The following is a 26285-nucleotide window of genomic DNA, read 5'->3' as shown; positions in this document are numbered from 1 at the left end:
GCAGAGCCGTTCTGACGTCGGTGCTGCTCAGCCTGCCCGTGGTGGCGCTCGCCGTGCTCGTGCAGCAGCGCTACGAGCCGCTGATCCACCTGGACACCGAGGTGATCCGGCGGGCGACGGACCACACCCGTGCGCACCCGCAGCTGCGGTCGGCCCTCGTGGTCTGGCAGGAGATCTGGCAGCCCTGGCGGGCGTACGTCGGTGCGACCCTGGTGTGCCTGTGGACCTGGCGGGCCAGGGGGATGGCCGCGCGGTCGCTGTGGGCCTGGGTCACCATGATGGTCGGCTGGAACCTCTTCCTGCAGGCCAAGCTCCTGGTCCAGCGCGCCCGCCCGATCGTCGACGACCCGGTGTCGACCGCACCGGGCTACAGCTTCCCGTCGGGGCACGCCGCCAACACCTCCGCCATCTGCCTCACCCTGGTGGTGCTGCTCTGGCCGCTGCTGCGCACGACGGCGGCGCGGGTCACGGCCTGCCTGCTGGCCGCCGTCGTCACCGTGTCGATCCTGCTGGACCGGGTCCTCCTGGGGGTGCACTACCCGTCGGACGTGACCGCGGGCCTGGTCCTGGCGGCGGCGCTGGTCCACGGCTCCTGGCGCGGCTTCGTGCGTCCCCACCACGCCGAGCCCGGTGTCCCGGCCAATCCCACCGACCCCACGGATCCCAGCACCCCTGCCCGCCCCACCACCCACCCCGCCCCCGGGCAGACCGCCCCCGGGCCCGAGCAGCGGAGCCGCTGATGCCCTTCCTCCTCAGATACGACCTCGATCGCAGCCGCCCCCACGTGGGCGAGGCCTGCAAGGACCTCGCGGTCCGTGCCCTCGCCCCGGCGTTCGCGCTGTTCCTCGCGATCCTCGGCCTCGGCAAGCTCCTGATGGGCCCGCTCCTCGGCGTGCGCACCGCCGAGGCGCCGCTGAGCAAGGACATCGAGCAGGCCCGCACCCCTCTGTGGAACACGATCACGCACGTCTGGTCCACCATCGGCAACACGGAGTACGTCATCGGCCTGTGCCTGGTCGTCGTGGCCCTGGTGTGGTGGCGCACCAAGGAGTGGTGGTATGCCGTCATCCCCGGCATCGCCATCGCCCTGCAGGCCAGCGTGTTCGTCACGGCGACCGAGCTGACCGGCCGCCCGCGCCCCGACGTCGCCAAGCTCGACCCGGCCCCGCCCACCTCCAGCTTCCCCAGCGGTCACGTCGGCGCCGCGACCGCGCTCTACCTCACCTTCGCGCTCATGGCGCACCGCATCGCCAACCCCGTCCTGCGGCGGGTGGTGCAGACGATCTGCGTGATCGTCCCGCTCCTCGTGGCCTTCGGCCGGTTCTACCGCGGCATGCACTCGCCGGTCGACATCACCGTCGGCTTCCTCAACGGCATCCTGTGCACGGTGATGGCGTGGCTGTGGCTGCGACGTCACGAGCGGCACCACGACGACGCCCGCGCCTCCCGCACCGAGCGCGCGCGGACGGCATGACCGGCCAGCACTACCGGTTCGAGCAGGTGTGGCAGGTGCCGCGCCCGCTGGGCCCTGCCTTCGAGATCCTGCGGGACGTCGACGGCTACGACCGGTGGTGGCCGCAGGTGCGCCAGGTCGAGCGACTCGGACCCGACGAGGTCCGGATGACCATGCGGTCCGGGCTGCCGATCGCGCTGCGCGTGGTGCTGACCCGCCAGGTCGAGGACCCCGGCTCCGGCGTGCTCCGCGTCGGGCTGACGGGCGACCTCACCGGCTGGGCGATGTGGCAGCTCACCTGGCAGGGCGAGACCACCACGGCCGCGCGCTGGTCCCAGGAGTGCGACCTCACCCATCCCCGGCTGGCCCGGCTGCCGGCGGCGACCCGGCCGGCCTTCGAGCTCAACCACCTCCACATGATGCGGGCAGGCGAGGCAGGACTGCGCAAGCACCTGCAGGTATGACCGAACCAGGCGTGGCCCCCTCCCGCGGGAGGGGGCCACGCCTGGTTCGGTCATACGGCCCGGGTCGCGGTCGGGGGTCAGCCCAGCCTGGTCATCGGCTGCGCGGTGATTCCGGTGCGGTCGACGCGATAGACCTTGGCACCGTCGCGCTCGGAGACGCACGCCTGCACCTTGCCGTCGAGGACGTGGAGAGCCGCCCCGTCGTCGGCGGCCCAGCCGACGGGCAGGTCACCCTCGCGGACCCAGGACAGGAACTGCGGGGCACGCTCCGCCTCGGAGTCGAAGTGCGGCGAGAACGAGCCCCGCACGAAACCGAGGCCACCGCGCCAGGGGTCGATGCCGCCGAAGGAGTCGGTGGTGCAGCCCTCGCACCACACGTTGGCGCCGGCGCTGACCCCGGCGAAGACGACGTCGCGCTCGGCCCGCAGGTCACGGACCTCCTGGCTGACCCCGTGGGCGTCCCACAGGGCCATGAGGTTGACGGTCGAGCCGCCCCCGACGTAGAGCAGGTCGATGTCGCCAAAGCGCTCGAGGGCGTGCCGGCTGTCCTGCCAGAGGGTGAGGACCATGGTCGGCACGCCGAGTCCGCCGAAGGCGGTCAGGAAGCGGTGGATGTACTGCGGGTCGTCTGCGGAGGCCGTGGGCGCGAAGCACACCAGCGGGTTGGACTTGCCGGTCAGCTCGAGGGCATGACGGTCGAGGGCCGTGGCCGCGCCGTCGGGCGCCGTGGAGAAGCCCCCGCCGCCCATGCAGAGGATGTGCGTCATACCGTCGACCCTAGTCAGGCCGGTCGCGAGCCGCGCGATCAGGCCGGGTGAGACGCCTCACCCCTCCCCCCCGCCTGCCGCGCCACGAGGGGCACGTGGCGGGAGACCCGCGGCGTGTCGCCACCACGAGGGGCACGTGGCGCAGTCCGCCGGGCGTGTCGCCCGCTCAGCCCCGCACCGAGCGCAGCCACGCCCGCGCCGCCACGAAGTCGGCGTCGCACGTCCCCGCGGCCACGGTGGCGGGCAACCCGTCGGCGCGCGGGTAGGACCCCAGGAAGCGCACGTCCGCGCACACCCGCCGCAACCCCATCAGCGCCTCGCCCACCCGCTCGTCCGCGACGTGTCCCGCCACGTCGACCGAGAAGCAGTAGCGCCCCATCCCCTCCCCGGTCGGGCGGGACTCCAGACGGGTGAGGTTGACCCCGCGGGCGGCGAACTGCTCGAGCAGCTCCAGCAGCCCGCCCGGGTGGTCGGCCCGCTGGTAGAGCACCACCGTGGTCCTGTCCGCCCCCGTCGGGGGCGGAGTCGCCCCGGGGCGCGCGACCAGGACGAAGCGGGTGACCGCGCCGGCGTCGTCCCCGACGTCGCTCGCGAGCACCTCGAGCCCGTGAACCGCCGCGGCGCGGGGCGCGCAGACCGCTGCGTCGTACGGGCTCGGCTCTGTCCCAGCACGATCCGGGGCCAGGCCCGCGGCAGCCGCCGCCGTCGACGGCGTCGGGACATAGGACGCCTGCGGCAGATGCGTCGCCATCCACCCGCGGACCTGGGCCCAGGCGTGGGAGTGGGTGCCCACGGCTCGCACCGCGGCGAGCGCCGTCCCGCGAGGGGCCGCCAGCACGAAGGTGATCGGCACCAGCACCTCGCCGACGACGAGCAGCGGCTGCCCGGTGGCGAGCGCGTCGAGGGTGGCCGAGACCCCGCCCTCGACGGAGTTCTCGATCGGGACCACCGCGGCGTCCGCCGACCCGGACCGCACCGCCGCGAGCGCCGCGTCCACGGTCGCGCAGGGCACCCGCTCGGCGTCGGGCACGGACGCGGCAGGCAGCTGCAGCAGGGCCTGCTCGGTGAAGGTGCCCTCGGGCCCCAGGTAGGCGTACCGCATCTCGTCCCTCTCACGCCGGAGGGCCCGACCGCCTGGCCGGGCCCTGCGCAGTGTCGCTCAGTCCTGGGCGGCGAGCGCCTGGCGGAACGTCATGCGAGACGAGGTCTGCATCAGGGAGCGGCGGTACATCCGCTCGCCGAGCAGCACGGTCGTCGCGGCGAAGGCCAGCGCCAGCAGAAGCGCGAGCGCCGGCTCCCACCAGGCGGCCTCGCCGGACCCGACCCGGCCGGGCATGAGCATCGTCGACAGCACCGGCACGAAGGACAGTGCCTTGATCCAGACCCCCTTGGCCATGAAGGTCGCGAAGAAGCCGGCCATGAGCAGCATGGTCATCGGGGTGGCGGTCTGCTGCAGGTCCTCGTTGCGGGTGGCGAGGGCCCCGGCGACGGCCCACAGGCACGCGAGCCCGAGGAACCCGACGAGGAAGAACACCAGGCCCCACGCCATCGAGCCGGACAGGGCCGGGAGCATCTCCTTGTAGGGCGTGAAGGCGAGCCCCACGAGCGCCAGCCCGACGTAGATCACGATCTGCCCGACGGCGATGACGGTGTTGCCGATGACCTTGCCGGCGAGGAGCTGACGGGTGGGGATGGCGCTGGCCAGGATCTCGACGATGCGGGACTGCTTCTCCTCGATGACCGACTGGGCGATCTGCATCCCGAACATCAGGGCGGCCATGTAGAACAGGAACGTGAAGACGAAGCCGACGATCATCCCGCTGATCTTGCGCTCGTCGCCGCCGTCGTCGAGCGCGGTGGTCTGCAGGGCACCGGCCTTGGCGAGCGCGTCGGGGGTGGTGCCGGCCTTGGCCGCGGTCGCGGCGAGGACCTGCTGCTGGAGGATCTCGCGGGCGGCGGCGGCGACCTTGCTGTCCGGTTGCTCCTTGCCGGCGAGGCGCCAGGTGCCCCCGGCCTGGGAGAGGACGAGGTCGGTGGTGCCGTCCTTGACCTCCCGCTCGGCGGTGGCCTGGTCGGCGACCTGCCGGATGGTGACCTGGGCCTTGTCGTCGCCGGCGTGCACGGCCCGCGCGACCGCGTCGGCGAGCTGCCTGCCCTCGGCGTTGATGACCGCGACGGACGTGGTGGAGGTGCGCCCGGCCAGGAAGGCGTTGACGCCCACCATCCCCAGGATCAGCAGCATCGACACGACGGTGCCCATCAGGAAGTTCTTGTCGCGCAGCTTGACGGCGATCTCGCGGGCGGCCACGAGCTGCCAGGCGTTGCCGGGAGACTCGCGTCGGACCGGCCCGTCCCCCGCAGGGTCGGCGGGGTGACTGCCGCGGGGGTCGCGGACGTCGGGGGCGCTGGGGGTCGCGATCGTGCTCATGCCGTCACCTCACGGTAGATCTCGCTCAGGCTGGGATGCACGCGGGCGAGCTCGACGACCGTCCCGCGTGCCAGGGCCTCGGTCAGCAGGGTGCGCTCGGCGCCGGGCTCGGTGAGCTCCAGCAGCGCGGTGGGGCCGTCGACGTCGACGACGTGCAGGCCGGGCATCTCGCGCACCCAGCCGGCGTCCGACCCGAGCACGAGCCGGTGGCGTTGCGGCCCGGAGGCGCGCAGGGCCTCGGCGGTGCCCGAGGCGACGACCCGTCCCTGGGCGAGCACGACGAGGGAGTCGCAGATCCGGTCCACGACGTCGAGCTGGTGGCTGGAGAAGAGCACGGGCACGCCGTGGCGGGTGTGCTCGCGCAGCAGGTCGACCATCACGTCGACGCTCGTCGGGTCCAGCCCGGAGAAGGGCTCGTCCAGGATCAGGGCGATCGGGCGGCTCATCACGGCCGCGGCGATCTGGACGCGCTGCTGGTTGCCCAGCGACAGGGACTCGAGCTTGTCCTTGGCCCGGTCGCCCAGGCCGAAGCGCTCCAGGTGCTCGGTGGCCGCGCGGCGCGCCTCGGCCGCCGACATCCCGTGCAGCCGCCCGAGGTAGACGAGCTGCTCGGCGATCGGCTGCTTGGGGTAGAGCCCCCGCTCCTCCGGCATGTAGCCGAAGGCCCGCCGGTCGGCGGTCGTGATCTCGCGGCCGTCCCACAGCACGCGGCCGTCGTGGATCTGCAGCAGACCCATGATCATCCGCATCGTCGTGGTCTTGCCCGCGCCGTTGCCCCCGACGAAACCCGTCAGCTGCCCGGCCGGCACCTCGAACGACACGTGGTCGACCGCCACGTGCTCGTCGAAGCGGCGTGTTAGGCCGTGGACCTCCAGCATCGCTGCCCCCGTCATCCTCGTGCGAGCGGCCCCGGGACTTCTTCCCGGCGTACGTCCTGCTCGCACCACCCAACCTAGGAGCCCGAGCCCGGCCGCACCTCCCCCGCGCGGCGGATCCCGGGCTCGTCCCCGGGGTGGACCAGTCCGCTCTCGTAGGCCGCGATCACGGCCTGGACCCGGTCCCGGACCTGCAGCTTGGCGAGGCAGTTGGACACGTGGGTCTTGACCGTGGCCTCCCCGACGTAGAGCTCCGTGGCGATCTCGGCGTTGGACCGGCCTCGTGCGACGAGGACGAGCACCTCCCGCTCCCTCTCGGTCAGGGACCCGACGGCGGCGGTACGACGACCCGCGCCGGCGCCGGGTGGGGCCGCTGCGGCGGTCATCCGGGCGATCACCCGCCGGGTCACCTCGGGGGCAAGCAGCGCGTGACCGTGCCCGACGGCGCGGACGGCGTCGACGAGCTGGTCGGGGTCGGCGTTCTTGAGCAGGAAGCCGCTCGCGCCGGCCCGCAGCCCGTCGAAGAGGTAGTCGTCGTCGTCGAAGGTGGTCAGGATGAGCACCTTGGCCAGGCCCTCGGCGACGATCTGCCGGGTGGCCTGGATGCCGTCGAGCACGGGCATCTGCACGTCCATGAGCACGACGTCGGGGCGCAGGGCGCGGGCCTGCTCGAGCGCGACCTGACCGTTGGCGGCCTCACCGACCACCTCGAGGTCCTCCTCGACGCTGAGCATCAACGTGAATCCCGATCGCACCAGCGCCTGGTCGTCGGCCAGCAGCACGCGCAGCGTCTGTCGCCGCTCCCCCGTGTCCATGGCCGTCACCCTAGACCGGGGCGGCGAGGGGGAACCGCACCCGGACCCGGTAGCCCCCGGTCGCCCGCGGCCCGATCTCGGAGGTGCCGCCGTGGCTGGCGATCCGCTCCCGCATGCCCAGCAGCCCGAGCCCGCTGCCGGAGGTGCCGCCGCGGGGACGCCCGTCGTCGAGGATCTCGGCCTCGACGTGGCGCCGCCCGCCGGCCTCGACCAGGCGCACCGCGACCGTGGCCCGGTGGGCGGTGGAGTGGCGACGCACGTTGGCAAGGGCCTCCTGGACGGTGCGGTAGACCGACAGCCCGACGGGCATCGGCACCTCAGTCAGCGCGCCCGGCCGGTCCTCGACGACCTCGTAGGTCACCGAGAAGCCCGGCAGGCAGGCCTGCTGGACCAGCTCGGGGATCTGGTCGATGCCCGGCTGGGGCGCCCGGTGGTCGTCGCCCGGCGGCGTCGCCTCGGGCGGGCTCGCCCGGCGCAGCGCCCCGAGCAGCCCACGCATCTCGCCGACGGCCTGACGCGAGGACGCCTCGACGTTCTCCAGCGCGGCGGCCGCGGCCTGCGGGTTGCGGTCCAGGACGCGCCGGGCCGCGGCGGCCTGGACCCCCATGACGCTCACGTGGTGGGCCACCACGTCGTGCAGCTCGCGGGCGATGCGCAGCCGCTCCTCGACGACCCGACGGTCGGCGAGCTCGTCGGCCTGCTCGGCCAGCTGGCGGGCCTGCCGCTCCACCTGGTCGCGGGACCGCGCCTGCCGCCACGCGGCCTGGCCGCCGACGATGCCGCCGCCGAAGAACGCGACGTTCACCAGCACGGTGTAGGCGACGTTGGCCGCCACCAGCGGGAAGATGCCCTGCGGCGCCCGGCCCTCGCCCAGCCGGCGCATCAGGTCCGCCACCGCGCTGCCGAGCGCGAACTGCCAGGTGATCCACCCGAACATCAGCACCAGCACCGCCGCGACGACCCCCACCATCGCCTGCCGGGAGCGCGCCCACGCCACCCCGCTGAACAACGAGAACACGTAGACGCACTGCATCGGGAAGGACTGCATGACCTCGGGCACCGTCAGGCCGACGAGGAAGAGGTGTGCCTGCAGCAGCCCCAGGACGAGCAGCGGGTGGCTGCGGCGCCACACCAGCGGCAGCACCCCGACGGCGATCAGCAGCTGGTAGAGCCAGCCCGGGTGGTCCAGGTAGGTCGCGTCCACGAAGCTGCGGAAGAGCTCCATCCCCAGCCCGGCCAGCGCCCAGACGACCAGGGCGATCCACAGGTCGTTGCGACGCTGCGCGGGGGTCGGGCCCGGCCGCTCCCACAGGTCGTCCGTGGCGAAGACGTCGCGCAGGTGCGCGACCGCGGCGGACGTCGTTCTGGGCATGCGGGCCAGCCTAGGGTCGGGCACCGACGGACCACCTCCCCCTGCGGGGGGATTCCCGGGGTATGTCGGGAAGCCCACCTAGGCTGGCCGCCATGACCGTCTCGCGCCTCGCCCCGCCCACCGCTCGGGGCTCGGGCGCGGATCGCGGACGGGCTCGCCGCGCGACTGCGGGCCGGCTCCGGCACTGGCTCCTCGCCCTGGCGCTGCTGCTTGCCGTGGCCGGGATCCCCGGACCGCTCCGGTCCGCCGCGGCGGAGCCCTCCCCCCGCCCGGTGCTGGTCGTGGGACTGGCCGGGCTCGCGGTCGACGACCTCTCCCCCGCCGCGACCCCGCACCTGTGGCACCTCGTCGAGCGGGGGGCCGTCGGCGCCCTCGTGGTCCGCTCCGTGCACCTGGACACCTGTCCGGTCGACGGGTGGCTCACCCTCGGAGCAGGCACCCGGGCCGCCCAGCCCGAGGACGGGCCCTGCCGCCCGCTCCCCGCACCGCCCGCCGGCGGGAGCGGGGTCGTGCCCGGGTGGTCGGACTACCTCGCCGCGGCCGCCGCCACCCGGCAGGACGCCCACCTCGGGGCGCTGACCGACACCCTGACTCGTCACGGCACCTGCGTGTCCGCCGTGGGCCCGGGGGCCGGACTCGCGGCCGCATCGGCGAGCGGGCCGGTGGCCCGCTGGTCGGCATACGCCACCTCCGGGCTGCGCGAGCGGCTCGCCGCGTGCCCGGTGACCCTGGTCGACCCGGGCACGGTGCGGGCGGCCGACCCCGACCGCGCCGGCCAGGTGCGCGCCCTCGACGCGCGGCTGGGCGAGATCCTCGCCGCGGCACCGGCCGACGCCACCGTGGTCGTGGCGGCGCTCGCCGACGACGGCGCCGGCGCCCGGCTGCGACCGGTGGTCGTGGGTCCTGCCGGTGACCAGGGCGACGGCCAGGGGGTGGGAGTGCTGCGCTCCGCCGCCACCCGCCAGCCGGGCTACCTGCTGCTGACCGACGTGGCGCCCACGGTCGCGGCCTGGGCCACCGGGATGCAGCACCCCACCTGGGACGCCGAGCCGTGGACGGTGCAGCCGGACGAGGCCCCTGCCGCGACCCGGATCAGCACCGTCGCCGACCACGCCGACGCCGCCCGCCTGGTGCAGCCCGTGGCACTGACCTTCTGGCCGACGTGGGCGCTGACGCAGCTGTTCGCCTGCCTGGTCGTGGGACTGCTGAGCCGCCGGGCCGACCCGGACCGTCGCGGCCGGCTGCTGCGGGGGCTGTCCGGGGCGCTCGTCGCGACGGCCTGCGTCCCCGCGGCCACCTATCTCGCGGGCCTCGCGCCCTGGTGGCGCGGGGGAACCGCAGCCCTGTGGCTCGCGATCTACGCGCTGGCCGGCGTACTCGCGGCCGTGGCGCTGCTCGGACCCTGGCGCCGGCGTCCCTTCGGCCCGCCCGCAGCCGTGGCGACGCTGACCGCGCTGGTCGTCGGGGGTGACGCGGTGACCGGCTCGCACCTGACGCTGTCCACCCTCCTCGGCGAGCAGCCGACCGTCGGCGGTCGCTTCTACGGCCTCGGCAACGTCGCCTTCTCCCTGCTCGCGACGGCGACCCTGCTGGTCATGGTGGCCGTCGCCGGGCACGGGCGCCGCACCGGGCACCCCCGCCGCGGGGCGCTCCTCGCAGGCCTGGTCGGCCTGACCGCCGTCGCCGTCGACGGCCTGCCCACCTGGGGCGCCGACCTCGGCGGTCCGATCGCGCTGCTGCCGGCCGTGGTCGTCTTCGTCCTCACCGCCCTCGGCCTGCGGCTGACCTGGACCAGGGTGCTCGTCATCGGGCTGGTCACCGCGCTCGCCGTGGCGACGCTCGCCCTCGCGGACTACCTGCGACCCGCCGGATCACGCTCGCACCTGGGCAGGTTCGTGCAGACGCTCGTCGACGGGGGCGCCGCCGACGTGGTCACCCGCAAGGCCGCCCAGAACCTCCACATGCTGCTCACCGCGCCCCTGGCCTTCCTGGTGCCGATCGGCCTGCTGGCCGCGGCGTGGGCCGTGGCGCGGCCCGGCTCGCCCCTCGGTCGGCTGCTGCGTCCCGGCTACGACCAGGTCCCGCTGCTGCGCACCGGGCTCGCGTCGATCCTGCTGATGCATGCCGTCGGCCTCGCCACCAACGACTCCGGCGTCGCCATCCCCGCGGTGGGCGCCGCCGTGCTGATCCCGCTCGTGGTGGCCACCGTCCTCGCCCTACGCCACCCGCGCCCCTGATCCCACCGCCCGCACCCCCACCCCCACGACCGCGCTCCACGCGCGCTCGCAGCCCAACACGGGCACGTTCCGACCCCCAAGACGTGCCCTTTCTGAGCTGCGAGCGCGCGAAGTGCGCGCCGAGCGAGACGCGCGCTGGCGAGAGGTCAGCGGTCTGGGGCGAGGCCGGGGCTGGCGGTCAGCGCCCGACGCGGCGGCGCAGGCGGCGCACGGCGAGGGCGCGCAGCACGTCGCGGTACTGCTCGGCGCGGTGGAGCTGTCCGCGCCAGTCCGAGCCGGTCACCCGGTGGTGCAGGGCGCACGGCACCTCGAGCACCCGCAGCCCCGCCGACAGGACGTCCACGGTGAGGGCGGTCTCGACGCCCCACCCCGGTGCCAGGGGCGTGCCGGCCTCGAGGGCGGCCGGGCTGAGGCAGCGCATCCCGGACAACGGCTGCGTGGGCGTCCACCCCGTGAGCTCCTGGATCCCGTCGCGCGCGAGCCCGACGACCAGGCCCCGCCCGCCACCGGGGGACCTCTGCGGGGGGAGCACGGCGATGGTCATGTCGGCCTCGCCCTGCGCGACCGGCGCGACGAGCACGCCGACCTCGGCCGCGGACTCCTCCAGGTCGGCGTCGACGAAGAGCACGAGCCGCCGGTCGGCGCCGACGCGTCCCTCCCGGGCGTCCCGGCGCGCGACCACGTCGAGCCCGGTCTGCAAGGCGGAGGCCTTGCCGCGGTTGAGGGGATGGCGCGCGACGAGGGCGCCCGCCTGCGACGCGATGTCCTGGGTGGCGTCGCGCGAGCCGTCGTCCACGACCACCACGAGGTCGACACCAGGCAGCCCGAGGGTCGCCCGGACGGTGGCGGCGATGCGCGCGGCCTCGTCCTTGGCGGGGATGATCACGGCCACCGACGGGCCGGGACCGACCGCGTCCGGCGGGGTCTGCGTCACCTGGGGCCGCCCGCTCAGCGCAGGGTGATCTGACGGCTCTGCAGGCCTGAGCGGGCGCGACGCTCGTCGGCGGTCAGCGGCTCGGTGGCCGCCAGCGCCTCGGCATACCGCTCGCTCATCTGCTGCATCGGCGCGGCCCAGCTCTCCGGCTCGGCCGCGGGGTCGACCTCCCAGACGGGGACGAGCAGCCCGCACGCACGGAAGGCGCCGAGGAGGCGGTGCGACTCGTCGAGGGCGGACCGGCCGCGGACCTGGAGGCGGGCGAGGGCGTCGGTGGCGGCGTCCTCGTCGTCGGCCAGGACCTGGCGGACGTAGGTGCGCTCGCCGATCTGGCACCAGTAGGCCGAGTCGACGCCGTCGAGCTTGACGGTGGGGATGGCGGACTCGTTGGCCCGCTGCAGCGACTCGCGGCCCTCGGCGTCGAGCTCACCCTCGGGCACCCAGAACTCGAAGCCCTCGTGCACCGCGATCTCGACGGGGGTCGCGGGGTCGATCAGGTCCTGCAGCCGGGGGGTCTCGGCCGTGGCGAGGGTCAGCGTCGCGACGGGGTGGCCCGGCTCGGTCTCGGCGGCGGCCAGGACCGCCTGGGCGAGGTCGCGGGAGGCGTCCCCGCTGGAGGTGCCGGACTGCAGCCCCACCAGGACCTCGCCGTCGGCGCGGCGCAGCGCCGGCCAGGCCATCGGCAGCACGGTGCAGACCGAGACGGAGCAGACCTCGCCGACGGGCTCGCGCAGGGTCAGGGTCGCCGTGGCCGCAGGGACGATCTCCCGCATGGCGACCAGGTCGGTCTCCCCGGTCAGGCCCTCGAAGGGACGGCGCACGAACGGCGCGGGACGCGTCTTGGTGGTGTCGCCCTTGCGACGAGATGCCTTGCCCATGGGGGCCACCCTAGCCGCAACCGGGCGAGGCTCAGCGGGTCCGGCGCCGGGAGGGACCGCCCAGGGAGGCCCACACGACGATCCCCGCGGGCTGGTCGAGCACCCCCCACTCGTGGGCATAGGCCCGCACGATCCGCAGCCCTCGTCCGCGGGTCTGCCAGGGCGTGATGCGGACCGGCTGCGGGCGGTGGGCACCACCGGCGTCGGTCACGTCGACCTCGACCACGCCCTTGCGCAGGGTCCAGTGGGCGCGGATGACGTCGCCGGCGAGGGGGGCACCGTGCTGGACGGCGTTGGCGACCAGCTCGGACAGCACCTGCACGGCCTCGTCCACGGTGCGGTCGGACACCTCCCGACCGGCGAGGGTGTGCCGGAGGGCGGTGCGCGCCTCCGCGGCGCTGGCCAGGGCCCACGGCAGCAGCCGGGACTCGTCGACCTCGTCGAGGGTGCGGACGCGGGGTGGCATGGCGCTCCAGGTGATCGTCAGTTGACGACGAGCCGCAGCCCGAAGCTGCCGTCGCTCGTCCCGGTCTGGTCGGAGACCAGCCCGATGCTGCGCAGGGCCCGCACCAGCTCACGCCGGTCGGCGGGCACCTGGTCCAGGTAGCTCGGTTCGAGCCGGTCCAGGGACAGGTAGAGCCCGGCGGTCGAGGAGGTGGACGGGACGGCCTTGCGGAAGTCCTCCTCCGCCCCCAGGGTCCCGCCCTGAGCAAGGGCGGCGCGATAGGCCTCGTCGAGGGCGACCGTGAGGGTCGGACCGTCGGCCTCGACGCTCAGGGGGAGCGCGTCCTGGCCGGCCCCGGTCTGCCGGCCCAGCCTGGCCTGCACCGCGCGCACCACCTGCTGCGCCCTGGCGGCGTCCGTGGTGACGCGCAGGCCCGCGAGGAGCGGGTGCTGGTCGTCGACCGCGCCGAGGTCCTGGTCGGCCACGCTGAGCACGAGCTGCTTGCCGAGCAGGGTGGTCAGGTCGTCCGGGAGGGCGAGCCCCAGGGACTGCCGCACCTGTGCCACCAGCTCGGTCGACGAGGGCGAGCGGCGGTCGGTCGCGTGCTGGCGATCGAGCTCCTTCAGCACCGAGGGCCAGTTCTCGCGCAGGGCCGGGCCGGCGCCCGCGACGCCGAGGCTGAGCATCGTCCCGGCGGGGACCGCACCGATGTCGACCTTGTCGCCGACGACCTCGTTCGCGGTGCGCCGGGCGCCACGCTGGATGCCCGCGAGCTCGACGTGCCCGGGATCGAGCCGCACCGCCGCCGCGAGCCGCCCGGCCCGGTCGAGCTGCGCCTGCAGCCCGGCGACGTCGGCGGGCGTGGTGGCCGGGGAGGGTCGGGCACCCCCCGCCGCCCCCGGGGACTGCATGGCCCGGTCCGCCGCGGCGAGCAGGGGGCGCAGGTCGGCCTTGGCCAGCGTCGTCAGGTCTCCCCAGAAGGACATCAGCCCGTCGCTGCCCAGGTCCGCCATGTCCGACCGGAAGCGCGGGTTGTCGGCGAGGCTGCCCGCGGCCGCGGCGGTCAGCACGGCGTCACCCTTGCCCTTGGGTGCGACGACGGCGTAGCCGTGGCTGAACCGCAGGTCCGTGGTCGTCTGGTCGAGCCCCAGCTTGGGCAGCCCGGCCCGGGCCTTGGCCTCGTCGGTCACCGCCAGCACGAGCATCGGCACCACCCCGGCCCCGTCGGCCGGCAGGTAGGCCGCCGACGCCGCGCGCTCGCCCAGCCACGGCTTGACGTCGCGGTCGAAGTCCACGCCCTTCAACGCCGGGTCCGTGCCCCTGACCATCTCCAGGATCGCCTTGCGGGGGTCCTTGTCCTCCCCCAGCGCGTCCCTGACCTCGGGGAGGGTGCTCATCAGGCGGAAGGCGGCGACCTTCTGCCCCAGGTCGGGGTTGAGGTCGACGCGCACGTAGCCCACGGCGCGACCGGGCACCACCTCGGCCGGGCCCGGGCCCACCCCGCCGAAGAGCCCCTGGTGGTATGCCGCGTACGCACCACCACCTCCCAGCAGCGCGAGCACCGCGGCCCCACCCAGCACGCGCGGAGCCCGGCGCCGTCGGCCGGCCCGACGGACGCCGTGGACCGTGGAGCCGCGAGGGTGGCGCTGCTCCCTGGTGGCGCCCGACCGGGACGCAGCCCGGGTCACCTCCGACCGGGACGCAGCCCGGGTCTCCCCCGTACGGGACGCAGCCCGGGGCTGCCCGGACCGCGACGCGGCAGGGCCGGGCGCCGCCGACCGCAGTGCCCCGCCGCGCCTGCCGGCGCCGCGGGGCGCGTCGGAGCGGCCGCCGCGTCGTGGCAGGTCCTGGTGCTGGTCGGACATGGCGCTCCCGTTCCGTGATCCCGATCGGGCCCCACGCTAACGCGTCGGCCCACCCGGATACCGCTTCAGCACGGCGCCCCGGCGCATACCTACCCCGCCCACCGGGTAGGTCTGTGACCAATACCCCTCTGACGCACAGGAGCCAACGATGCGGGACCAGACGAGTGACCGGCACGTCCCCAGCCACCCCGACCACGCCCTGGTGCCCGAGCGCACCGACGACGAGCGTGCCCACACCGAGCTCGACACCCCCGGCCGCGTGCACCTGACCGGCGACGACGCCGGCGAGGTCGCGATGACCCGCCACGAGGAGGAGCTCTTCGTCACGACCCGGCCGGTGGTGACCGGTCGGCTGCGGCTGTCCAAGCGGGTGGTGACCGAGGAGCGCACGATCGTCGTGCGTCGGGAGGAGCTGGTCGTCGAGGAGATCCCCGTCGACGAGCACGACCGCGAGCAGGGCCTCGCGGGCAACCCCGCGAAGGACGCCGCCATCGAGGCCTCCCGCGAGCACCACCCGGTGGCGCCGGACGAGCACGGTGAGGCCGCGCCGGTGCACGAGATCGTGCTGCACGAGGAGCGGGTCGTCACCCAGGTGATCCCGGTGGAGCGGGTGCGTGTCTTCGTCGACCGGGTCACGCGCGAGGAGACCGTGTCGGCGGACCTGGCCAAGGAGGTCGTGGAGGTCGAGCACTTCGACACCCGTCTCGAGGGCCGCTCGGGCGATGCTGGGCTCACCGGTGACTACCGAGGATCCCACCGGAACCGCTGACACGGCAGCCCGCCGACCTGCCCCGAGACCGCCCGGCGACGAGGGCCCCGCAGTGCCGTGCGGCGTCGCAGGGCACTCGTCTGCGCAGGTCCAGGCCTTGACGGGCAAGGGCACGGTCCTGGGCGCCCGCGCGTTCCGGCAGCTCCTCGACATGGTGCCGCCGAGGATCGTGGCCCCCGACCGGGCCAAGGTCGCCTGAGCCGACCCACGGTGCTCGGCGGGGGGCCGGCCCCCAGGCTCGTGCGCGGCTGGCCGGCCTGCGGACCACCCCCACGTCAGACGCCGGGGAGCTCCCGCCCGCGGGCCAGCCAGGACTGCGCGTCGGTGGCGAAGGGCTCCTCGTGGGCCGCGACCGCCGCCATGAGCCGCTGCGCCTCGGCCTCGGCGTGGACGACGAGCTCGGGCGGGTAGGCCATCTCCAGCTGGTGGTCGGCGAACTCGTCCTCGTCGTCGAGGTAGGACGAGCCGTCGCGGCGCTCCACGACGTCCAGGTCCAGGTCCACCATGCTCACGGTGGCGACCCCGTCGATCCGGGACCACAGCGGCGGGGTGGTGATGTCGACGTAGTGCCGTACGTGGTGGGGCGCGGCGTTGGTGGTCAGGACGTGGCCGGACTCGCGCGGGACGCACATCACCGCGTCGTGCTCGGCGAGCTCGCTGCGACCGGGCCGCGCGAGCGGCGTGCCCGCGGGCATCCACAGCCAGCGGCCGTGGGCGTCCTGCCCGGCATACCGCCCGGCATACTCCCAGTGGCGCCCGCCGTCCCACTTGGTGAACCTGATGTCGACCCGCTCGCCCACGGTCAGCTGCATGCCCGCAGGCTAGCCCCACCGCCGCCGAAGCCCGCGCACCGGCTGCGACAATGGGGCCCGTGACCCTCCTCGACCGGTTCTACGACTCGCTGCTGCGCCCGTCCCTGTACGCCGTGTCCGGTGGTGACGCGGAGACCGTGCACCGCCGCACGCTGACCGCGATGGCCCTGGCCGACCGGCGTCCGGAGCTCCTGGCGCCCCTGGCCCGGCTGACCCGCACCGACGACCCGGTGACGGTCGGCGGGGTGCGCTTCGCCAACCGCGTGGGTCTGGCGGCGGGCATGGACAAGGACGGGCACGCGCTGGCGGTGTGGCCGGCGCTGGGCCTCGGCTTCGTCGAGGTGGGGACCGTGACCCGGCACCCGCAGCCGGGCAACCCGCGCCCGCGCCTGTTCGCTCTGCCGGACAGCGACGGGGTGATCAACCGGATGGGCTTCAACAACGCCGGCGCCGACGCCCTCGCCGCCCGGCTGGACCGCCACCGGCCCGCCGGCACGCTGGGGATCTCCCTCGGCAAGTCCAAGGTGACGCCCCTGGAGGACGCCGTCGAGGACTACCGCTACTCCTTCGGGCGGCTGGCCCGGCACGCCGACTACGTGGCGATCAACGTCTCCTCGCCCAACACCCCCGGCCTGCGCGAGCTGCAGGACAAGGACGCGCTGCGGGCCATCCTGGCCGCGCTGCAGGCCGACGGGCGGGCTCTCGGCCGGGGCGTGCCGATCTGGGTCAAGGTGGCTCCCGACCTCACCGACGCCGCCCTCGCCGACCTCGTCGGGGTCTGCCTCGACGAGCAGGTCGCGGGGGTCATCGCCACCAACACCACCGTGTCCCGGGAGGGCCTCGCGGCGTCCGAGCAGCGGTATGCCGGGGAGGCGGGCGGCCTGTCCGGCGCGCCCCTGCGGCTGCGGTCGCTGGAGGTCGTGCGCCTGGTCGCCCGCGAGAGCGGTGGGCGGATCCCGATCATGGGGGTGGGCGGGCTGCGGACGCCGGAGCACGCGCTGGCGATGCTCGACGCGGGCGCGTCGCTGGTGCAGGTCTACTCGGCGCTGGCGCTGCACGGCCCGCAGGTCGTGCCGCCGATGGCCCGGGCTCTGGCCGGGCACGCCTGACCCGTCGCCCCACCCCCGGGCACGACGCTGCCGGGGCCACGACCTGCGTGAGCCCCGGCAGCGTCGGGCTGGTCAGTGCTTGAAGGCGTCCTTGATCTTCTCGCCGGCCTGCTTGAGGTCGGACGCCATCTGGTCGCCCTTGCCCTCGGCCTGCATCTCCTGGTCGCCGCTGGCCTTGCCGGCAGCCTCCTTGAGCTTGCCGGACGCGTCCTGTGCAGCGTTGCCGAACTTGTCGTCGAGACCCATCGCGGGCTCCTCTCGATCGCCGTTCCCGGAACGGGTCTGCCCCGGTCACGGATGGTCATACCCCTTTGCAGCCAGCAATACACTGCTCCGTTCTCCACCTCGGACGAGGTGGGTCGCCTCCTCGGCCAGGTCGGCGCCCTGACCAGGGCCCCTATGCTGTCGGCGTGAATCCGGACGAGTCGCCCACCCGCGAGGAGCGCCTGCTCGAGCGCCTGTGGTCCGCTCGCTACGCCGCTCCCAAGGCGCTCCTGTCCGGGCTGGACGCGGTGGGTGACGGACCGGGGCGACGGGTCCTCGAGGCCTTCGTCGCCTGGCGTGAGCAGCGGCTCGACGAGGTGGTCGCCACCACGGCGCGGGTCCTGGACGAGGGCGAGGCGGACCCGCGGTGGACCGCCCGGGCGCTGGGGCTGCAGGCGGGGGTGCTCGCCGAGCTGGGCCTGGTGGAGGAGGCCGTGGCCGCGCACGAGGCCGAGGTCGCTCTCGCCCGTCGCTCCGACGACGCGGTCGCCCTGGCCCAGGCCGTCCACGACCTCGGCGTCGCGCTGCAGGTGGTCGACCCTGACCGGGCGGCCCGGCTGTATCTCGAGGCCATCCTGCTGGCCCGCGGCTTCCGCACCGGCTGGGGCCTGGAGGACACCCGGCACTCGTGCGCGATCGAGGCCCTGGCCGTCGTCAACCTCTATGACCTGCACAGCGTCCGGGGCACCGGACTGGCCCTGGAGGTCCCCGGTCTGGAGGCCGCGGAACGGCTCGCGCTGCGAGGCTGGCCCGAGCTCGCCGGACACATCCGGGCGGTCCGGGCGCTGGCGCGGCTCGACGCGGGCGACGTCGACGGGGCCCGGCGCCTCGCGGTCGACCTGCCCCGGCCGGAGGACATGCGTGACGTCACCAACGCCTGCACCGTGGTGCGGGTGCTGGCCCGGCTCGGGCGTCTTGAGGGACGCCACGACGAGGGCAGGCGGCTCCTGGAGAGCTTCGCCCGGCGGCTGCCCGACGGTCACCTCGCCGAGCTGCTCGCCGACCTTGTCGAGCTCCTGGAGGAACAGGGGGACCTGGCCGAGGCCGACCGCGTCCGGCAGGCGCGCGCGGCCTGCGTGGCGCGCGTCCACGAGACCCAGGCGCGTTCCGCGGAGCGGGCGCTCGCCGTCTGGCAGCGGGTCCGTCAGGTCCCGGCCGACGCCGAGGCGGACCGGGCCAGCGTGGCCCGCATCGACGAGCACCGGCTCGCCACCGTGCGTCCGCTCACGACGCTCGACGCCGTCTCCGGCCTGCCCAACCGGCTGCACCTCGCCGAGCTCGACGTGTCCGGGATGGCCGGCGCCCAGCTCGCCGTGGTCGACCTGGACACCCTCGCCGCGGTGGCCCGCGGGCTGGGCCGGGAGGCCGCCGACGCGGTCGTGCGCCGGGTGGCCGCGGCGCTGCGGGACCGGTGCGGCGCCCAGGACCTGTGCGTGCGGTATGCCGAGGGCACCTTCGTCGTCGCCCGCCCGCCGGCCGACACCTCCCCGCTCGCCGCCGCCCTGGAGCCGTTGACCCGGTTGCCCGCGTCGGCCGGCAGCCCGCGGCTCACCGCCTCGATCGGGGTGGTGACCGTGGGGGCCGACGACGACCGGTTGGCCGAGGCGATCGGGCGCGGCCTGGAGGTGGTCGCCCGCGCCCGGGAGGCGGGCGGGGTGCGCGTCCTGCGCGGCTGACCGGCCTCAGGCCGGGCCGGGGCCCCTGCTCACGCGCCCCGGCCGGGTCCCCGGCCGGCGCCGAGGCCGGCCTGCCAGCGGGAGATGGAGTCGTCCAGCTCGACGGCGAGGTAGTCGAAGAACGCGGCGTTCTGCGCCAGCCGCCGGCGGGCCGCTCCGACGGGAACCGCCTGCGATCCCTCGACCAGCACCGACCCCCACACCCGCACCAGGTCCAGGCTGCGGGCGACGTAGTCCGACCAGACCTCCTCCTGCAGCACGAACAGGTCGCGCCGGGAGCCCCGCTCGCGGGTGCGGCGGACCAGCCCCACGGACTCCAGATATCGTGCCGCCCCCGAGATCGCGGCCGGGCTGGCACCCAGCGCCTCACCCAGGTCGGCGGCGGTCGCGGCCGCGTCGTCGAGGCTCAGCAGGTGGGCGAAGGTGCGGGCCGCCATACGCGGCATGCCGCTGCCGACTCCCAGGTCGCCCATGCGGTCGACGAAGGCCTGGCGTGCGTCCTCCCCACCAGCAGTCATACCAGGACGGTAACCGGACTTCACTGGCGACACAACGATCCGACTATTCACAAAGGTGTGAAACCTGGCTAGGGTCAAGGGGGTCGGGCGCGCCGCGCCCGGGCCACCACCGACCCGCGGAGCAGTCACATGGTCGACGAACCCACCGGCCTCGCCCTGGACATCCAGGACCTGACCAAGACCTTCGGCTCCACCCGGGCGCTCGACAGGCTGACGATGCGGGTCCGGCGCGGGGACGTGCACGGCTTCCTTGGCCCCAACGGCGCGGGCAAGTCCACGACGATCCGGATCCTGCTCGGGCTCCTGCGTGCCGACGCGGGCAGCGCGAGCGTCCTCGGTCGCGACCCGTGGAGCGATGCCCCCACGCTCCACCGGCGCCTGGCCTACGTCCCCGGTGACGTCAACCTGTGGCCGGGGCTCACCGGCGGCGAGGCCATCGACCTGCTCGGCCGGTCCCGCGGCGGACTGGACGAGCGACGCCGCACGGAGCTGCTGCAGATGTTCGAGCTGGATCCGCGCAAACGGTGCCGGACCTACTCCAAGGGCAACCGGCAGAAGGTCGCCCTCGTGGCCGCCCTGGCGTCCGACGTCGACCTGCTGCTGCTCGACGAGCCGACGAGCGGCCTGGACCCGCTGATGGAGCGGACCTTCACCGAGGAGATCCGCCGCGAGCGCGACCGCGGCCGCACGGTGCTGCTGTCGAGCCACGTCCTGCGCGAGGTCGAGGCCCTGTGCGACCGGGTGAGCATCGTCAAGGCCGGCCGGATCGTCGAGTCGGGGACCCTCGCCGACCTGCGCCACCTCACCCGCACCCAGGTCACCGCCACGGTGGCCCATCCCCAGCCGCTCGACCTCGCCGACATCCACGGGGTCCACGACCTGCTCGTCGAGGGCGACCGGGTCACCTGCCACGCCGAGCCGGAGGCCTTGTCCGAGCTGCTCGCGCGTCTCGCCCCGCTGGGCGTGCGCTCGCTGAGCAGCTCCCCGCCCACCCTGGAGGAGCTCTTCCTGCGGCACTACGAGGGCGGGCGGCCCGGGAGCGAGCCCGAGCAGGGTCGTCGATGAGCACCCTCGCCGGCACGGGTGTCCTCGCCCGAGCGCTGCTGCGTCGCACCCGATGGTCCTGGCTGGCCTGGCTGCTCGTCCTGGCCTCGATGTTCCCCGCCACGGCGGCGGCCTACCGCACGGCGGTCCCCGCGGGGCCGGCGGGCGAGGCGACGGCCGCGTCGCTGGCGAGCCAGCCGACGATGCGGGCGATCCTGGGCCCGCCGTACGACCTGCTCCAGGTGGGCTCGTTCGTCATGTGGCGGGTGGGCACCGTCGTCGTGGCGGTGGCGGCGGTCATGGCGCTGCTCGGCGTCGTCGACGCCACCCGGGCCGACGAGGAGGGCGGGCGGCTGGAGCTGCTGCGCTCGGGCACCGTCGGCCGCCACGCACCGCTGGCCGCCGCACTGCTGGTCACGCTCGGCGCCTGTGGCCTGCTCGGCCTGGCCTCCGGCCTGGCGATGCTGGGCCCGAGCGGCGACCCTCGGGGCTCGACCATGCTGGGGCTGGCGGTCGCGCTCGGTGCTGCGGTGTGGGCGGGCGTCGGCGCCGTCGCCGCCCAGATCAGCGAGTCTGCCCGGGGTGCACGAGGACTCGCGCTCAGCACCCTGGGCGCGGCCTACGTCGCGCGGGCCCTCGGGGACGGTGCGACCCCGCGCAACCCTTTGCTGCAGTGGGCCTCTCCGCTGGAGTGGCCCGCCCTGTCCCAGCCGTATGCCGGGAACCGCTGGTCGGTGCTCCTGCTCCCGGGGGCCCTCACCGCGCTGCTCATCACCGCCGCGGCGGTCCTCGAAGGACGCCGGGACCACGGCGCCGGGCTGCGCGCCGCCGGCCTCGGGCCTGCCCGCGCGACCTGGGAGCTGCGTGACGCCGCGACCCTCGCCACGCGGCTGGGCCGCACCACGGTGCGCTCCTGGATCGCGGGGCTGGCGATCTTCGCCTACGGGATGGGCACGCTCGCGGCGTCCATGGACGACCTGCTGCGCGAGTCCCCGGACCTGGCCGACCGCTTCCGGCGGATGGGGGGCGGGGCGGCGAGCCTGACCGACGCGTTCTACGTCGCCATGATCGGCATCCTCGTGCCCCTCGTCGCTCTGTTCTCCCTGCAGCTCTTCGGGCTGCTGCGGCGGGAGGAGGCACACGGGCGTGCCGAGCTGCTGCTGTCGACGGACACCTCCCGCACCCGGTTGCTGCTCAGCCACCTGGCGCCGGCGACCTGGGCGCCGACGATGGCTCTGGTCGCGATCGGGATCTTCCTGGCGCTGCCGCGGTTCGTGGGGGACGTGGGGATCTTCGCCACCCTGCTGGCGGCGGCGCTGTCGCAGCTGCCCGGTGTGCTGGTGATCACCGGCCTCGCGGTGGCCGTCCACGGGTGGGCACCCCGGCTGGCCGTGCTGCCGTGGGTCGTCGTGGGCTGGTCGCTGCTGATGGGATGGGTCGGGGTGGCTCTCGGTCTGCCCGACCGGGTGGTGCGGGCCACCCCCTTCGCGACCCTGTCCCGGCCGCCCGCAGACTCCTTCGACGCCGGTCCGGCGCTGGTCTGCCTGGGCCTGGCCGTGCTCCTGACGATGCTGGGCCTGGTCGGCTACCGGCGTCGGGATCTCCAGGCGGGATGACCCCTGCCGGACTCCCCGGCCGGCGGGGTCCCGGCCCGCAGGATCCTGCGGGGTTCCCGGCCCGCGGGATCCTGCGGGGTCTTCGCGGACGGAGGTGACGCCCGTGGGCCGCGCCGTCCGGCCGTCAGGCGGGCACGGATGGGCCGCCCACCCCGGGGCCGGGCGCGTCCCCCTCGCGCGCCCGGCCTCCGCGGTGGGCGGCCTCTGGCGGACATTACAACACCTGTTGTCTCCCATGACAATGGGTGTTTTCCGGCATACTGAGGGTCGTGACCGACCGACGTGCCCAGGTGTTGGTAGCCGCCCTGGAGCTGCTGGCCGAGGGCGGCGCTCGGGCACTGACCCACCGCGCGGTGGACCGTCGGGTGGGAATTCCCTTGGGGAGCACCGCGAACTACTACCCGACCAGGCAGTCGCTCGAGGCCGCCCTGCTCGACGAGATCTCCGCCCAGGACCAACGGGCCTCCCAGGAGATCGGGGTGGAGGCAGCCTTCGCCGGGCTCGACCAGGCGGCCGACCACCTGGCGAGATTCATCCAGATGGGCGTGGACGGCCCTCTCGCCGTCGCCTGCCGAGCCGCGATCGCCCTGGGCATGGCGGGGGTGGACATCTCGCCCCGCCAGCTGCGCAACGAGCGCGACCTCGTCGGCTGGTTCAGGGCGCTGGGCGTGCCGGACCCCGAACGGCGGGCCCGGGTGGTGGGGTCCTACATGGACGGCGTGCTGCTGCGCCAGAGCACCTGGCAGACCGACGGCACGGTCGAGGAGTGGACCCGGACGATCCGGGCGCTGCTCGGCTAGAGCCGGAGCGACGCCCGGATCGTGGCGGCCTGCGCCTCGGTGCCAGCTCGGCCGGAGCGTCGACCGGGTCCGGCGGGCCGGTTAGTCCTGGGTGGCGAGGAGCAGTCCGCCGGTGACGGCGACGTTGCTCATGAAGTGGTTGCGCTCGGCGAAGGCCTTGCCCGGGTCGTCCATGGTCCAGAAGGCGTGCCCGACCACGTTGGTCGGCTGCAGCAGGCCTGCGAGGAGCAGGGCCGCGCGGCGGGGCATGATGCCGAGGGCGAGGGCCGCGCCGCCGGCGGTCATCAGAGCACCGTTGAGCCGCACCAGGTCGCGCGAGGCGGGCAGCTGCTGCAGGCCGTACCGTTCCTTGGCCTGGTCGACCAGCGCGGCGGGGTAGGTCGGGTCGCCGGTCAGCTGGTTGAGACCGCCTCCGACGAAGAGGGCGCCGAGGCAGGCGCGGGCGACCATCGTGACGGGGTTGGGCATGAGGGGGCCTTCCGTGGGGGGAACCGGATCGGGCTGTGCCATTCCAACCTACCGGGGGCGGTCGGATCCGCCTGCGTGCGGTGGGCAGGCGGATCCGACTACCGGCGGTAGGTCCTAGGCGTGGGGGTGGTTGGCCACCTTGTCGACGAGCTTGACGCCCTCGACGTCGACGTCGGGGATGAGCCGGTCCAGCCAGCGCGGGAGATACCAGGCGCGCTCGCCGAGCAGGTGCATCACGGCCGGGGTCAGCGTCATCCGGACCACGAAGGCGTCGATGAGCACGCCCAGCGCCAGCCCGAAGCCGATCGGCCGGATCATCGTCAGATGCGCGAAGATGAAGCCCGCGAACACCGACACCATGATGATCGCCGCCGCCGTGACCACCGCAGCCGCGTGACTGAAGCCGCTGCGGACCGCGGTGCGGGCGTCCTGCCCGTGCACGTGCGCCTCGCGCATGCCGGACACGAGGAACATCTGGTAGTCCATCGCCAGGCCGAAGAGCACACCGATCAGCAGGATCGGCAGGAAGCTCAGGACCGCCGAGGGCCGATGCACCCCGAAGACCGACCCGAGCACGCCGTTCTGGTAGACCGCCACGACACCGCCGAAGGCCGTGACCAGCGACAGCAGGAACCCTCCCGTGGCGATGAACGGCACCACCAGGGAGCGGAAGACCATGAGCAGCAGCACGAGCGAGAGGCCCACCACGATCACCAGGTAGATCGGCAGCGCCGAGGCGAGCTTGGCGGAGATGTCGATGTTGGCGACGGTGGCGCCGGTGATCTCCACGTCTGCGCCCGTGCGCTCCTTGATCGTGGGCGCCTCCTCCCGGATCTGCTTGACGGTGCGGACCGTCTCGGCGTCGGCCGGGCCGCCGTGCGGGATGGCCTGATAGACGGCGGTACGGCGATCCTGCGACAGCCCGGCGGGCAGGACCCGGTCGAGGCCGGCGACGGCGGCGAGCCGCTCGCCCACGTCGAGCTGCTTGCGCTTGACCTCGGTCTCGGACAGGCCGGCGGGCAGCGTGGCGACCGCGACGACCGGGCCGTTGGCGCCCGCGCCGAACTTCTGCTCGATCGTGGAGTAGGCCTGGAAGGCCGTGGACGACTCCGGCTCGCTGCCGCCGTCCGGCAGGCCGAGGCGCAGCCCCGCCGCGGGGAAGCCGAGCAACCCCACCAGCGCCAGGCTCGCGAGGATCGCCAGGACGGGTCGGCGGGTGACGGCAGCGCCCCACCCCTGGTCGAGGTGCTCCTCGTCGGGGCGGTGCTCGGCCTGGGTCGGGCGGCCGCGGTCGTCGAAGCCGTGCCTGCGCCATACCCTCCGGGGCATGATCCGGTGCCCGGCGAGGGAGACCAGCGCGGGGAGCAGCGTCAGGTTGACGAGCACGGCGCACAGGACGGTGCCGGCGGCCGCGAAGCCCATGGTCGCCAGGAAGCCGATCCCGGTAACCGCCAGCGCGGCCAGCGCGATGAAGACGGTGGTCCCGGCGAACCCGACCGCGTTGCCCGCCGTGCCGATGGCCAGGGCGATCGACTCGGTGCGGTCCATGCCGCCCTTGAGCTGCTGGCGGTGCCGGTTGACGATGAACAACGCGTAGTCGATCCCGACGGCGATGCCGATCATCAGCCCGAGGGTGGGGGTGGTCGAGGTGAGAACCGTGAACTTGCTGACGGCCATCACCACGCTGATCGCGACGGCCACCCCGACGAGCGCCATCAGCAGGGGCAGCCCGGCCGCGACGAGGGTGCCGAGCATGACGAGCAGCACCACGCCGGCGATGACGATGCCGAGGATCTCGCCGGGGCCGGCGATGCTCGACACGTCGTCGGTGAGCTCCTTGCCGAAGTGGGCGGTGACCCCTGCGGCCGCGAGCTGGTCCTTGACGGCGACGACCTTGCGACGCTCCGCGGGGGCGACCGCGTTGATCTCGGTCTTGAAGCGCACCTGGGTCATCGCCGTGGTGCCGTCCTGGGACACGAAGCGGGTGCCCTTGGCCAGGTCGGCCTCCCGCTTGCCGAGCAGCAGCTGGGCCTTGCCCGCCTCCAGCCTGGCGCGCCCCTCGGCGAGCTGGCGGTCGGCGGCCGCGAGCTGGGCGGCGCCGGCGTCGACCTGCTTCTGGTATGCCGCGGCCTGGGCAGGCGTGATCATCCCCGCCTTGGCGGCGCCGCGCAGCTGGCTCTGCTTCGCGGCGAGCTGCTGACGACCGGCGGTGATCTTGGCCGCGCCGGCGTCGACCTTGGCCTGGTTGACGTCGATCTGACGCTGACCGGCGGCGAGCTTGCTGCTGGTGCCGTCGAGCTTGGCCTGCAGGACGAAGGGGTCGAGCGCCCCGGAGACGGTCGGCTGGGCCTTCCACCGCGTGATGGCCGTGGCGACGGCGGCCTTCTGGGCGGGGGTGAAGGTCCCGGTGCGGGACTGGAAGACCACGGTCCCCACGCCACCGGACGCGGCCGGGAGCTCCTTCTTGAGCCGCTCGAGGGTGCGCTCGAACTGCAGCCCGGGGACGGTCATCTGGGTGCTCAGCGGCTGGTGCAGGGCTGCTGCCGCGCCCCCGGTGGCACCGAGCAGGAGGAGCCACACGAGGATCACGACCCAGGGCTTGCGGGCCGAGAAGAGTCCGAGGCGGTAGAGCAGGGAGGCCATAGGTAGGTGCTCCAGCAGGTCGAGGTGGCCGGG

At 74.5% G+C, this 26285-nt stretch carries 25 protein-coding genes; 10 read left to right on the top strand and 15 right to left on the bottom strand.

What is annotated here, in order from left to right; genetic code table 11:
* Positions 1 to 20: 20 nt before the first annotated feature.
* The 3 genes from ACK2IS_RS01325 to ACK2IS_RS01315 are packed head-to-tail and all read left to right on the top strand — an operon-like array spanning position 21 to position 1917.
* Complete coding sequence (locus tag ACK2IS_RS01325) at positions 21 to 740, top strand: phosphatase PAP2 family protein (protein WP_409484372.1); 720 nt, start codon at positions 21 to 23, stop codon at positions 738 to 740.
* Positions 740 to 1474 (top strand): phosphatase PAP2 family protein, encoded by a 735-nt coding sequence (locus ACK2IS_RS01320; RefSeq protein ID WP_409484371.1) that lies wholly within the window; start codon positions 740 to 742, stop codon positions 1472 to 1474. The genes ACK2IS_RS01325 and ACK2IS_RS01320 overlap by 1 nt, the downstream gene beginning before the upstream one ends.
* On the top strand, positions 1471 to 1917 hold the full coding sequence (locus tag ACK2IS_RS01315) for an SRPBCC family protein (protein ID WP_409484370.1): 447 nt from the start codon (positions 1471 to 1473) through the stop codon (positions 1915 to 1917). The genes ACK2IS_RS01320 and ACK2IS_RS01315 overlap by 4 nt, the downstream gene beginning before the upstream one ends.
* Before the next feature lie 77 nt (positions 1918 to 1994).
* Here ACK2IS_RS01315 and ACK2IS_RS01310 read toward each other — a convergent pair whose 3' ends face one another.
* From ACK2IS_RS01310 to ACK2IS_RS01285, 6 genes are all read right to left on the bottom strand, one after another.
* Positions 1995 to 2684 (bottom strand): Type 1 glutamine amidotransferase-like domain-containing protein, encoded by a 690-nt coding sequence (locus ACK2IS_RS01310; protein WP_409484369.1) that lies wholly within the window; start codon positions 2682 to 2684, stop codon positions 1995 to 1997.
* 166 nt (positions 2685 to 2850) lie between these two features.
* On the bottom strand, positions 2851 to 3786 hold the full coding sequence (pheA, locus tag ACK2IS_RS01305) for a prephenate dehydratase (protein WP_409484368.1): 936 nt from the start codon (positions 3784 to 3786) through the stop codon (positions 2851 to 2853).
* A 57-nt stretch (positions 3787 to 3843) separates the two neighbouring features.
* Positions 3844 to 5112: an ABC transporter permease gene (locus ACK2IS_RS01300; RefSeq protein ID WP_409484367.1), complete on the bottom strand. Its 1269-nt coding sequence runs from the start codon at positions 5110 to 5112 to the stop codon at positions 3844 to 3846.
* Positions 5109 to 5990: an ABC transporter ATP-binding protein gene (locus tag ACK2IS_RS01295; protein WP_409484366.1), complete on the bottom strand. Its 882-nt coding sequence runs from the start codon at positions 5988 to 5990 to the stop codon at positions 5109 to 5111. The genes ACK2IS_RS01300 and ACK2IS_RS01295 overlap by 4 nt, the downstream gene beginning before the upstream one ends.
* 74 nt (positions 5991 to 6064) lie before the next feature.
* Complete coding sequence (locus tag ACK2IS_RS01290) at positions 6065 to 6802, bottom strand: response regulator (protein WP_409484365.1); 738 nt, start codon at positions 6800 to 6802, stop codon at positions 6065 to 6067.
* A 10-nt stretch (positions 6803 to 6812) separates the two neighbouring features.
* Positions 6813 to 8174 (bottom strand): sensor histidine kinase, encoded by a 1362-nt coding sequence (locus ACK2IS_RS01285; RefSeq protein WP_409484364.1) that lies wholly within the window; start codon positions 8172 to 8174, stop codon positions 6813 to 6815.
* Between the two features lie 92 nt (positions 8175 to 8266).
* Between ACK2IS_RS01285 and ACK2IS_RS01280 the strand changes: the two genes are divergently transcribed.
* Complete coding sequence (locus ACK2IS_RS01280) at positions 8267 to 10411, top strand: hypothetical protein (RefSeq protein WP_409484363.1); 2145 nt, start codon at positions 8267 to 8269, stop codon at positions 10409 to 10411.
* 178 nt (positions 10412 to 10589) lie between these two features.
* Here the strand turns inward: ACK2IS_RS01280 and ACK2IS_RS01275 are convergent, their stop codons facing one another.
* The 4 genes from ACK2IS_RS01275 to ACK2IS_RS01260 are packed head-to-tail and all read right to left on the bottom strand — an operon-like array spanning position 10590 to position 14248.
* Entirely contained in the window at positions 10590 to 11345 is a 756-nt protein-coding gene (locus ACK2IS_RS01275; protein WP_409484362.1) for a glycosyltransferase, read from the bottom strand.
* A gap of 14 nt (positions 11346 to 11359) precedes the next feature.
* Positions 11360 to 12223, bottom strand: a complete 864-nt coding sequence (locus ACK2IS_RS01270) for a DUF5926 family protein (protein WP_409484361.1) — start codon at positions 12221 to 12223, stop codon at positions 11360 to 11362.
* 31 nt (positions 12224 to 12254) lie between these two features.
* A complete protein-coding gene (locus ACK2IS_RS01265) occupies positions 12255 to 12689 on the bottom strand; it encodes an ATP-binding protein (RefSeq protein ID WP_409484360.1) in 435 nt (144 codons plus the stop codon).
* A 17-nt stretch (positions 12690 to 12706) separates the two neighbouring features.
* The gene (locus tag ACK2IS_RS01260) at positions 12707 to 14248 is read right to left on the bottom strand and encodes a DUF3352 domain-containing protein (RefSeq protein WP_409484359.1); all 1542 of its coding nucleotides are present in this window, start codon (positions 14246 to 14248) and stop codon (positions 12707 to 12709) included.
* Positions 14249 to 14681: 433 nt separating this feature from the next.
* Here ACK2IS_RS01260 and ACK2IS_RS01255 point away from each other — a divergent pair, with 433 nt between their 5' ends.
* Complete coding sequence (locus ACK2IS_RS01255) at positions 14682 to 15302, top strand: DUF2382 domain-containing protein (RefSeq protein ID WP_409484358.1); 621 nt, start codon at positions 14682 to 14684, stop codon at positions 15300 to 15302.
* A gap of 275 nt (positions 15303 to 15577) precedes the next feature.
* Here ACK2IS_RS01255 and ACK2IS_RS01250 read toward each other — a convergent pair whose 3' ends face one another.
* Positions 15578 to 16114, bottom strand: coding sequence for a DUF402 domain-containing protein (locus ACK2IS_RS01250; RefSeq protein ID WP_409484357.1), 537 nt, complete (start codon positions 16112 to 16114; stop codon positions 15578 to 15580).
* A gap of 59 nt (positions 16115 to 16173) precedes the next feature.
* Between ACK2IS_RS01250 and ACK2IS_RS01245 the strand changes: the two genes are divergently transcribed.
* Positions 16174 to 17223 carry a quinone-dependent dihydroorotate dehydrogenase gene (locus ACK2IS_RS01245; RefSeq protein ID WP_409484356.1) on the top strand — a complete coding sequence of 350 codons (1050 nt, stop codon included), beginning with the start codon at positions 16174 to 16176 and terminating at the stop codon, positions 17221 to 17223.
* 72 nt (positions 17224 to 17295) lie between these two features.
* Here the strand turns inward: ACK2IS_RS01245 and ACK2IS_RS01240 are convergent, their stop codons facing one another.
* Positions 17296 to 17469 carry a CsbD family protein gene (locus tag ACK2IS_RS01240; protein ID WP_409484355.1) on the bottom strand — a complete coding sequence of 58 codons (174 nt, stop codon included), beginning with the start codon at positions 17467 to 17469 and terminating at the stop codon, positions 17296 to 17298.
* Positions 17470 to 17633: 164 nt separating this feature from the next.
* Here ACK2IS_RS01240 and ACK2IS_RS01235 point away from each other — a divergent pair, with 164 nt between their 5' ends.
* Positions 17634 to 19163 carry a GGDEF domain-containing protein gene (locus ACK2IS_RS01235; protein WP_409484354.1) on the top strand — a complete coding sequence of 510 codons (1530 nt, stop codon included), beginning with the start codon at positions 17634 to 17636 and terminating at the stop codon, positions 19161 to 19163.
* Between the two features lie 29 nt (positions 19164 to 19192).
* Here ACK2IS_RS01235 and ACK2IS_RS01230 read toward each other — a convergent pair whose 3' ends face one another.
* On the bottom strand, positions 19193 to 19681 hold the full coding sequence (locus tag ACK2IS_RS01230) for a GbsR/MarR family transcriptional regulator (protein WP_409484353.1): 489 nt from the start codon (positions 19679 to 19681) through the stop codon (positions 19193 to 19195).
* 129 nt (positions 19682 to 19810) lie between these two features.
* Here ACK2IS_RS01230 and ACK2IS_RS01225 point away from each other — a divergent pair, with 129 nt between their 5' ends.
* From ACK2IS_RS01225 to ACK2IS_RS01215, 3 genes are all read left to right on the top strand, one after another.
* Positions 19811 to 20746 carry an ATP-binding cassette domain-containing protein gene (locus tag ACK2IS_RS01225; RefSeq protein ID WP_409484352.1) on the top strand — a complete coding sequence of 312 codons (936 nt, stop codon included), beginning with the start codon at positions 19811 to 19813 and terminating at the stop codon, positions 20744 to 20746.
* Positions 20743 to 22341 carry an ABC transporter permease gene (locus tag ACK2IS_RS01220; protein WP_409484351.1) on the top strand — a complete coding sequence of 533 codons (1599 nt, stop codon included), beginning with the start codon at positions 20743 to 20745 and terminating at the stop codon, positions 22339 to 22341. Before ACK2IS_RS01225 ends, ACK2IS_RS01220 begins: the two co-directional genes overlap by 4 nt.
* Before the next feature lie 269 nt (positions 22342 to 22610).
* Positions 22611 to 23141 (top strand): TetR/AcrR family transcriptional regulator, encoded by a 531-nt coding sequence (locus ACK2IS_RS01215; RefSeq protein WP_409484350.1) that lies wholly within the window; start codon positions 22611 to 22613, stop codon positions 23139 to 23141.
* 81 nt (positions 23142 to 23222) lie between these two features.
* On the opposite strand, the gene ACK2IS_RS01210 is transcribed toward ACK2IS_RS01215, so the two are convergent.
* Both ACK2IS_RS01210 and ACK2IS_RS01205 read right to left on the bottom strand, forming a co-directional pair.
* The gene (locus ACK2IS_RS01210; RefSeq protein WP_409484349.1) at positions 23223 to 23609 is read right to left on the bottom strand and encodes a DoxX family membrane protein; all 387 of its coding nucleotides are present in this window, start codon (positions 23607 to 23609) and stop codon (positions 23223 to 23225) included.
* A 114-nt stretch (positions 23610 to 23723) separates the two neighbouring features.
* On the bottom strand, positions 23724 to 26252 hold the full coding sequence (locus ACK2IS_RS01205; protein WP_409484348.1) for an MMPL family transporter: 2529 nt from the start codon (positions 26250 to 26252) through the stop codon (positions 23724 to 23726).
* Positions 26253 to 26285 lie beyond the last annotated feature (33 nt).

This window comes from Arsenicicoccus dermatophilus (assembly GCF_046267915.1).
Lineage (GTDB): Bacteria > Actinomycetota > Actinomycetes > Actinomycetales > Dermatophilaceae > Arsenicicoccus > Arsenicicoccus dermatophilus_A.
This window is presented reverse-complemented; position numbering and strand designations above follow the sequence as displayed.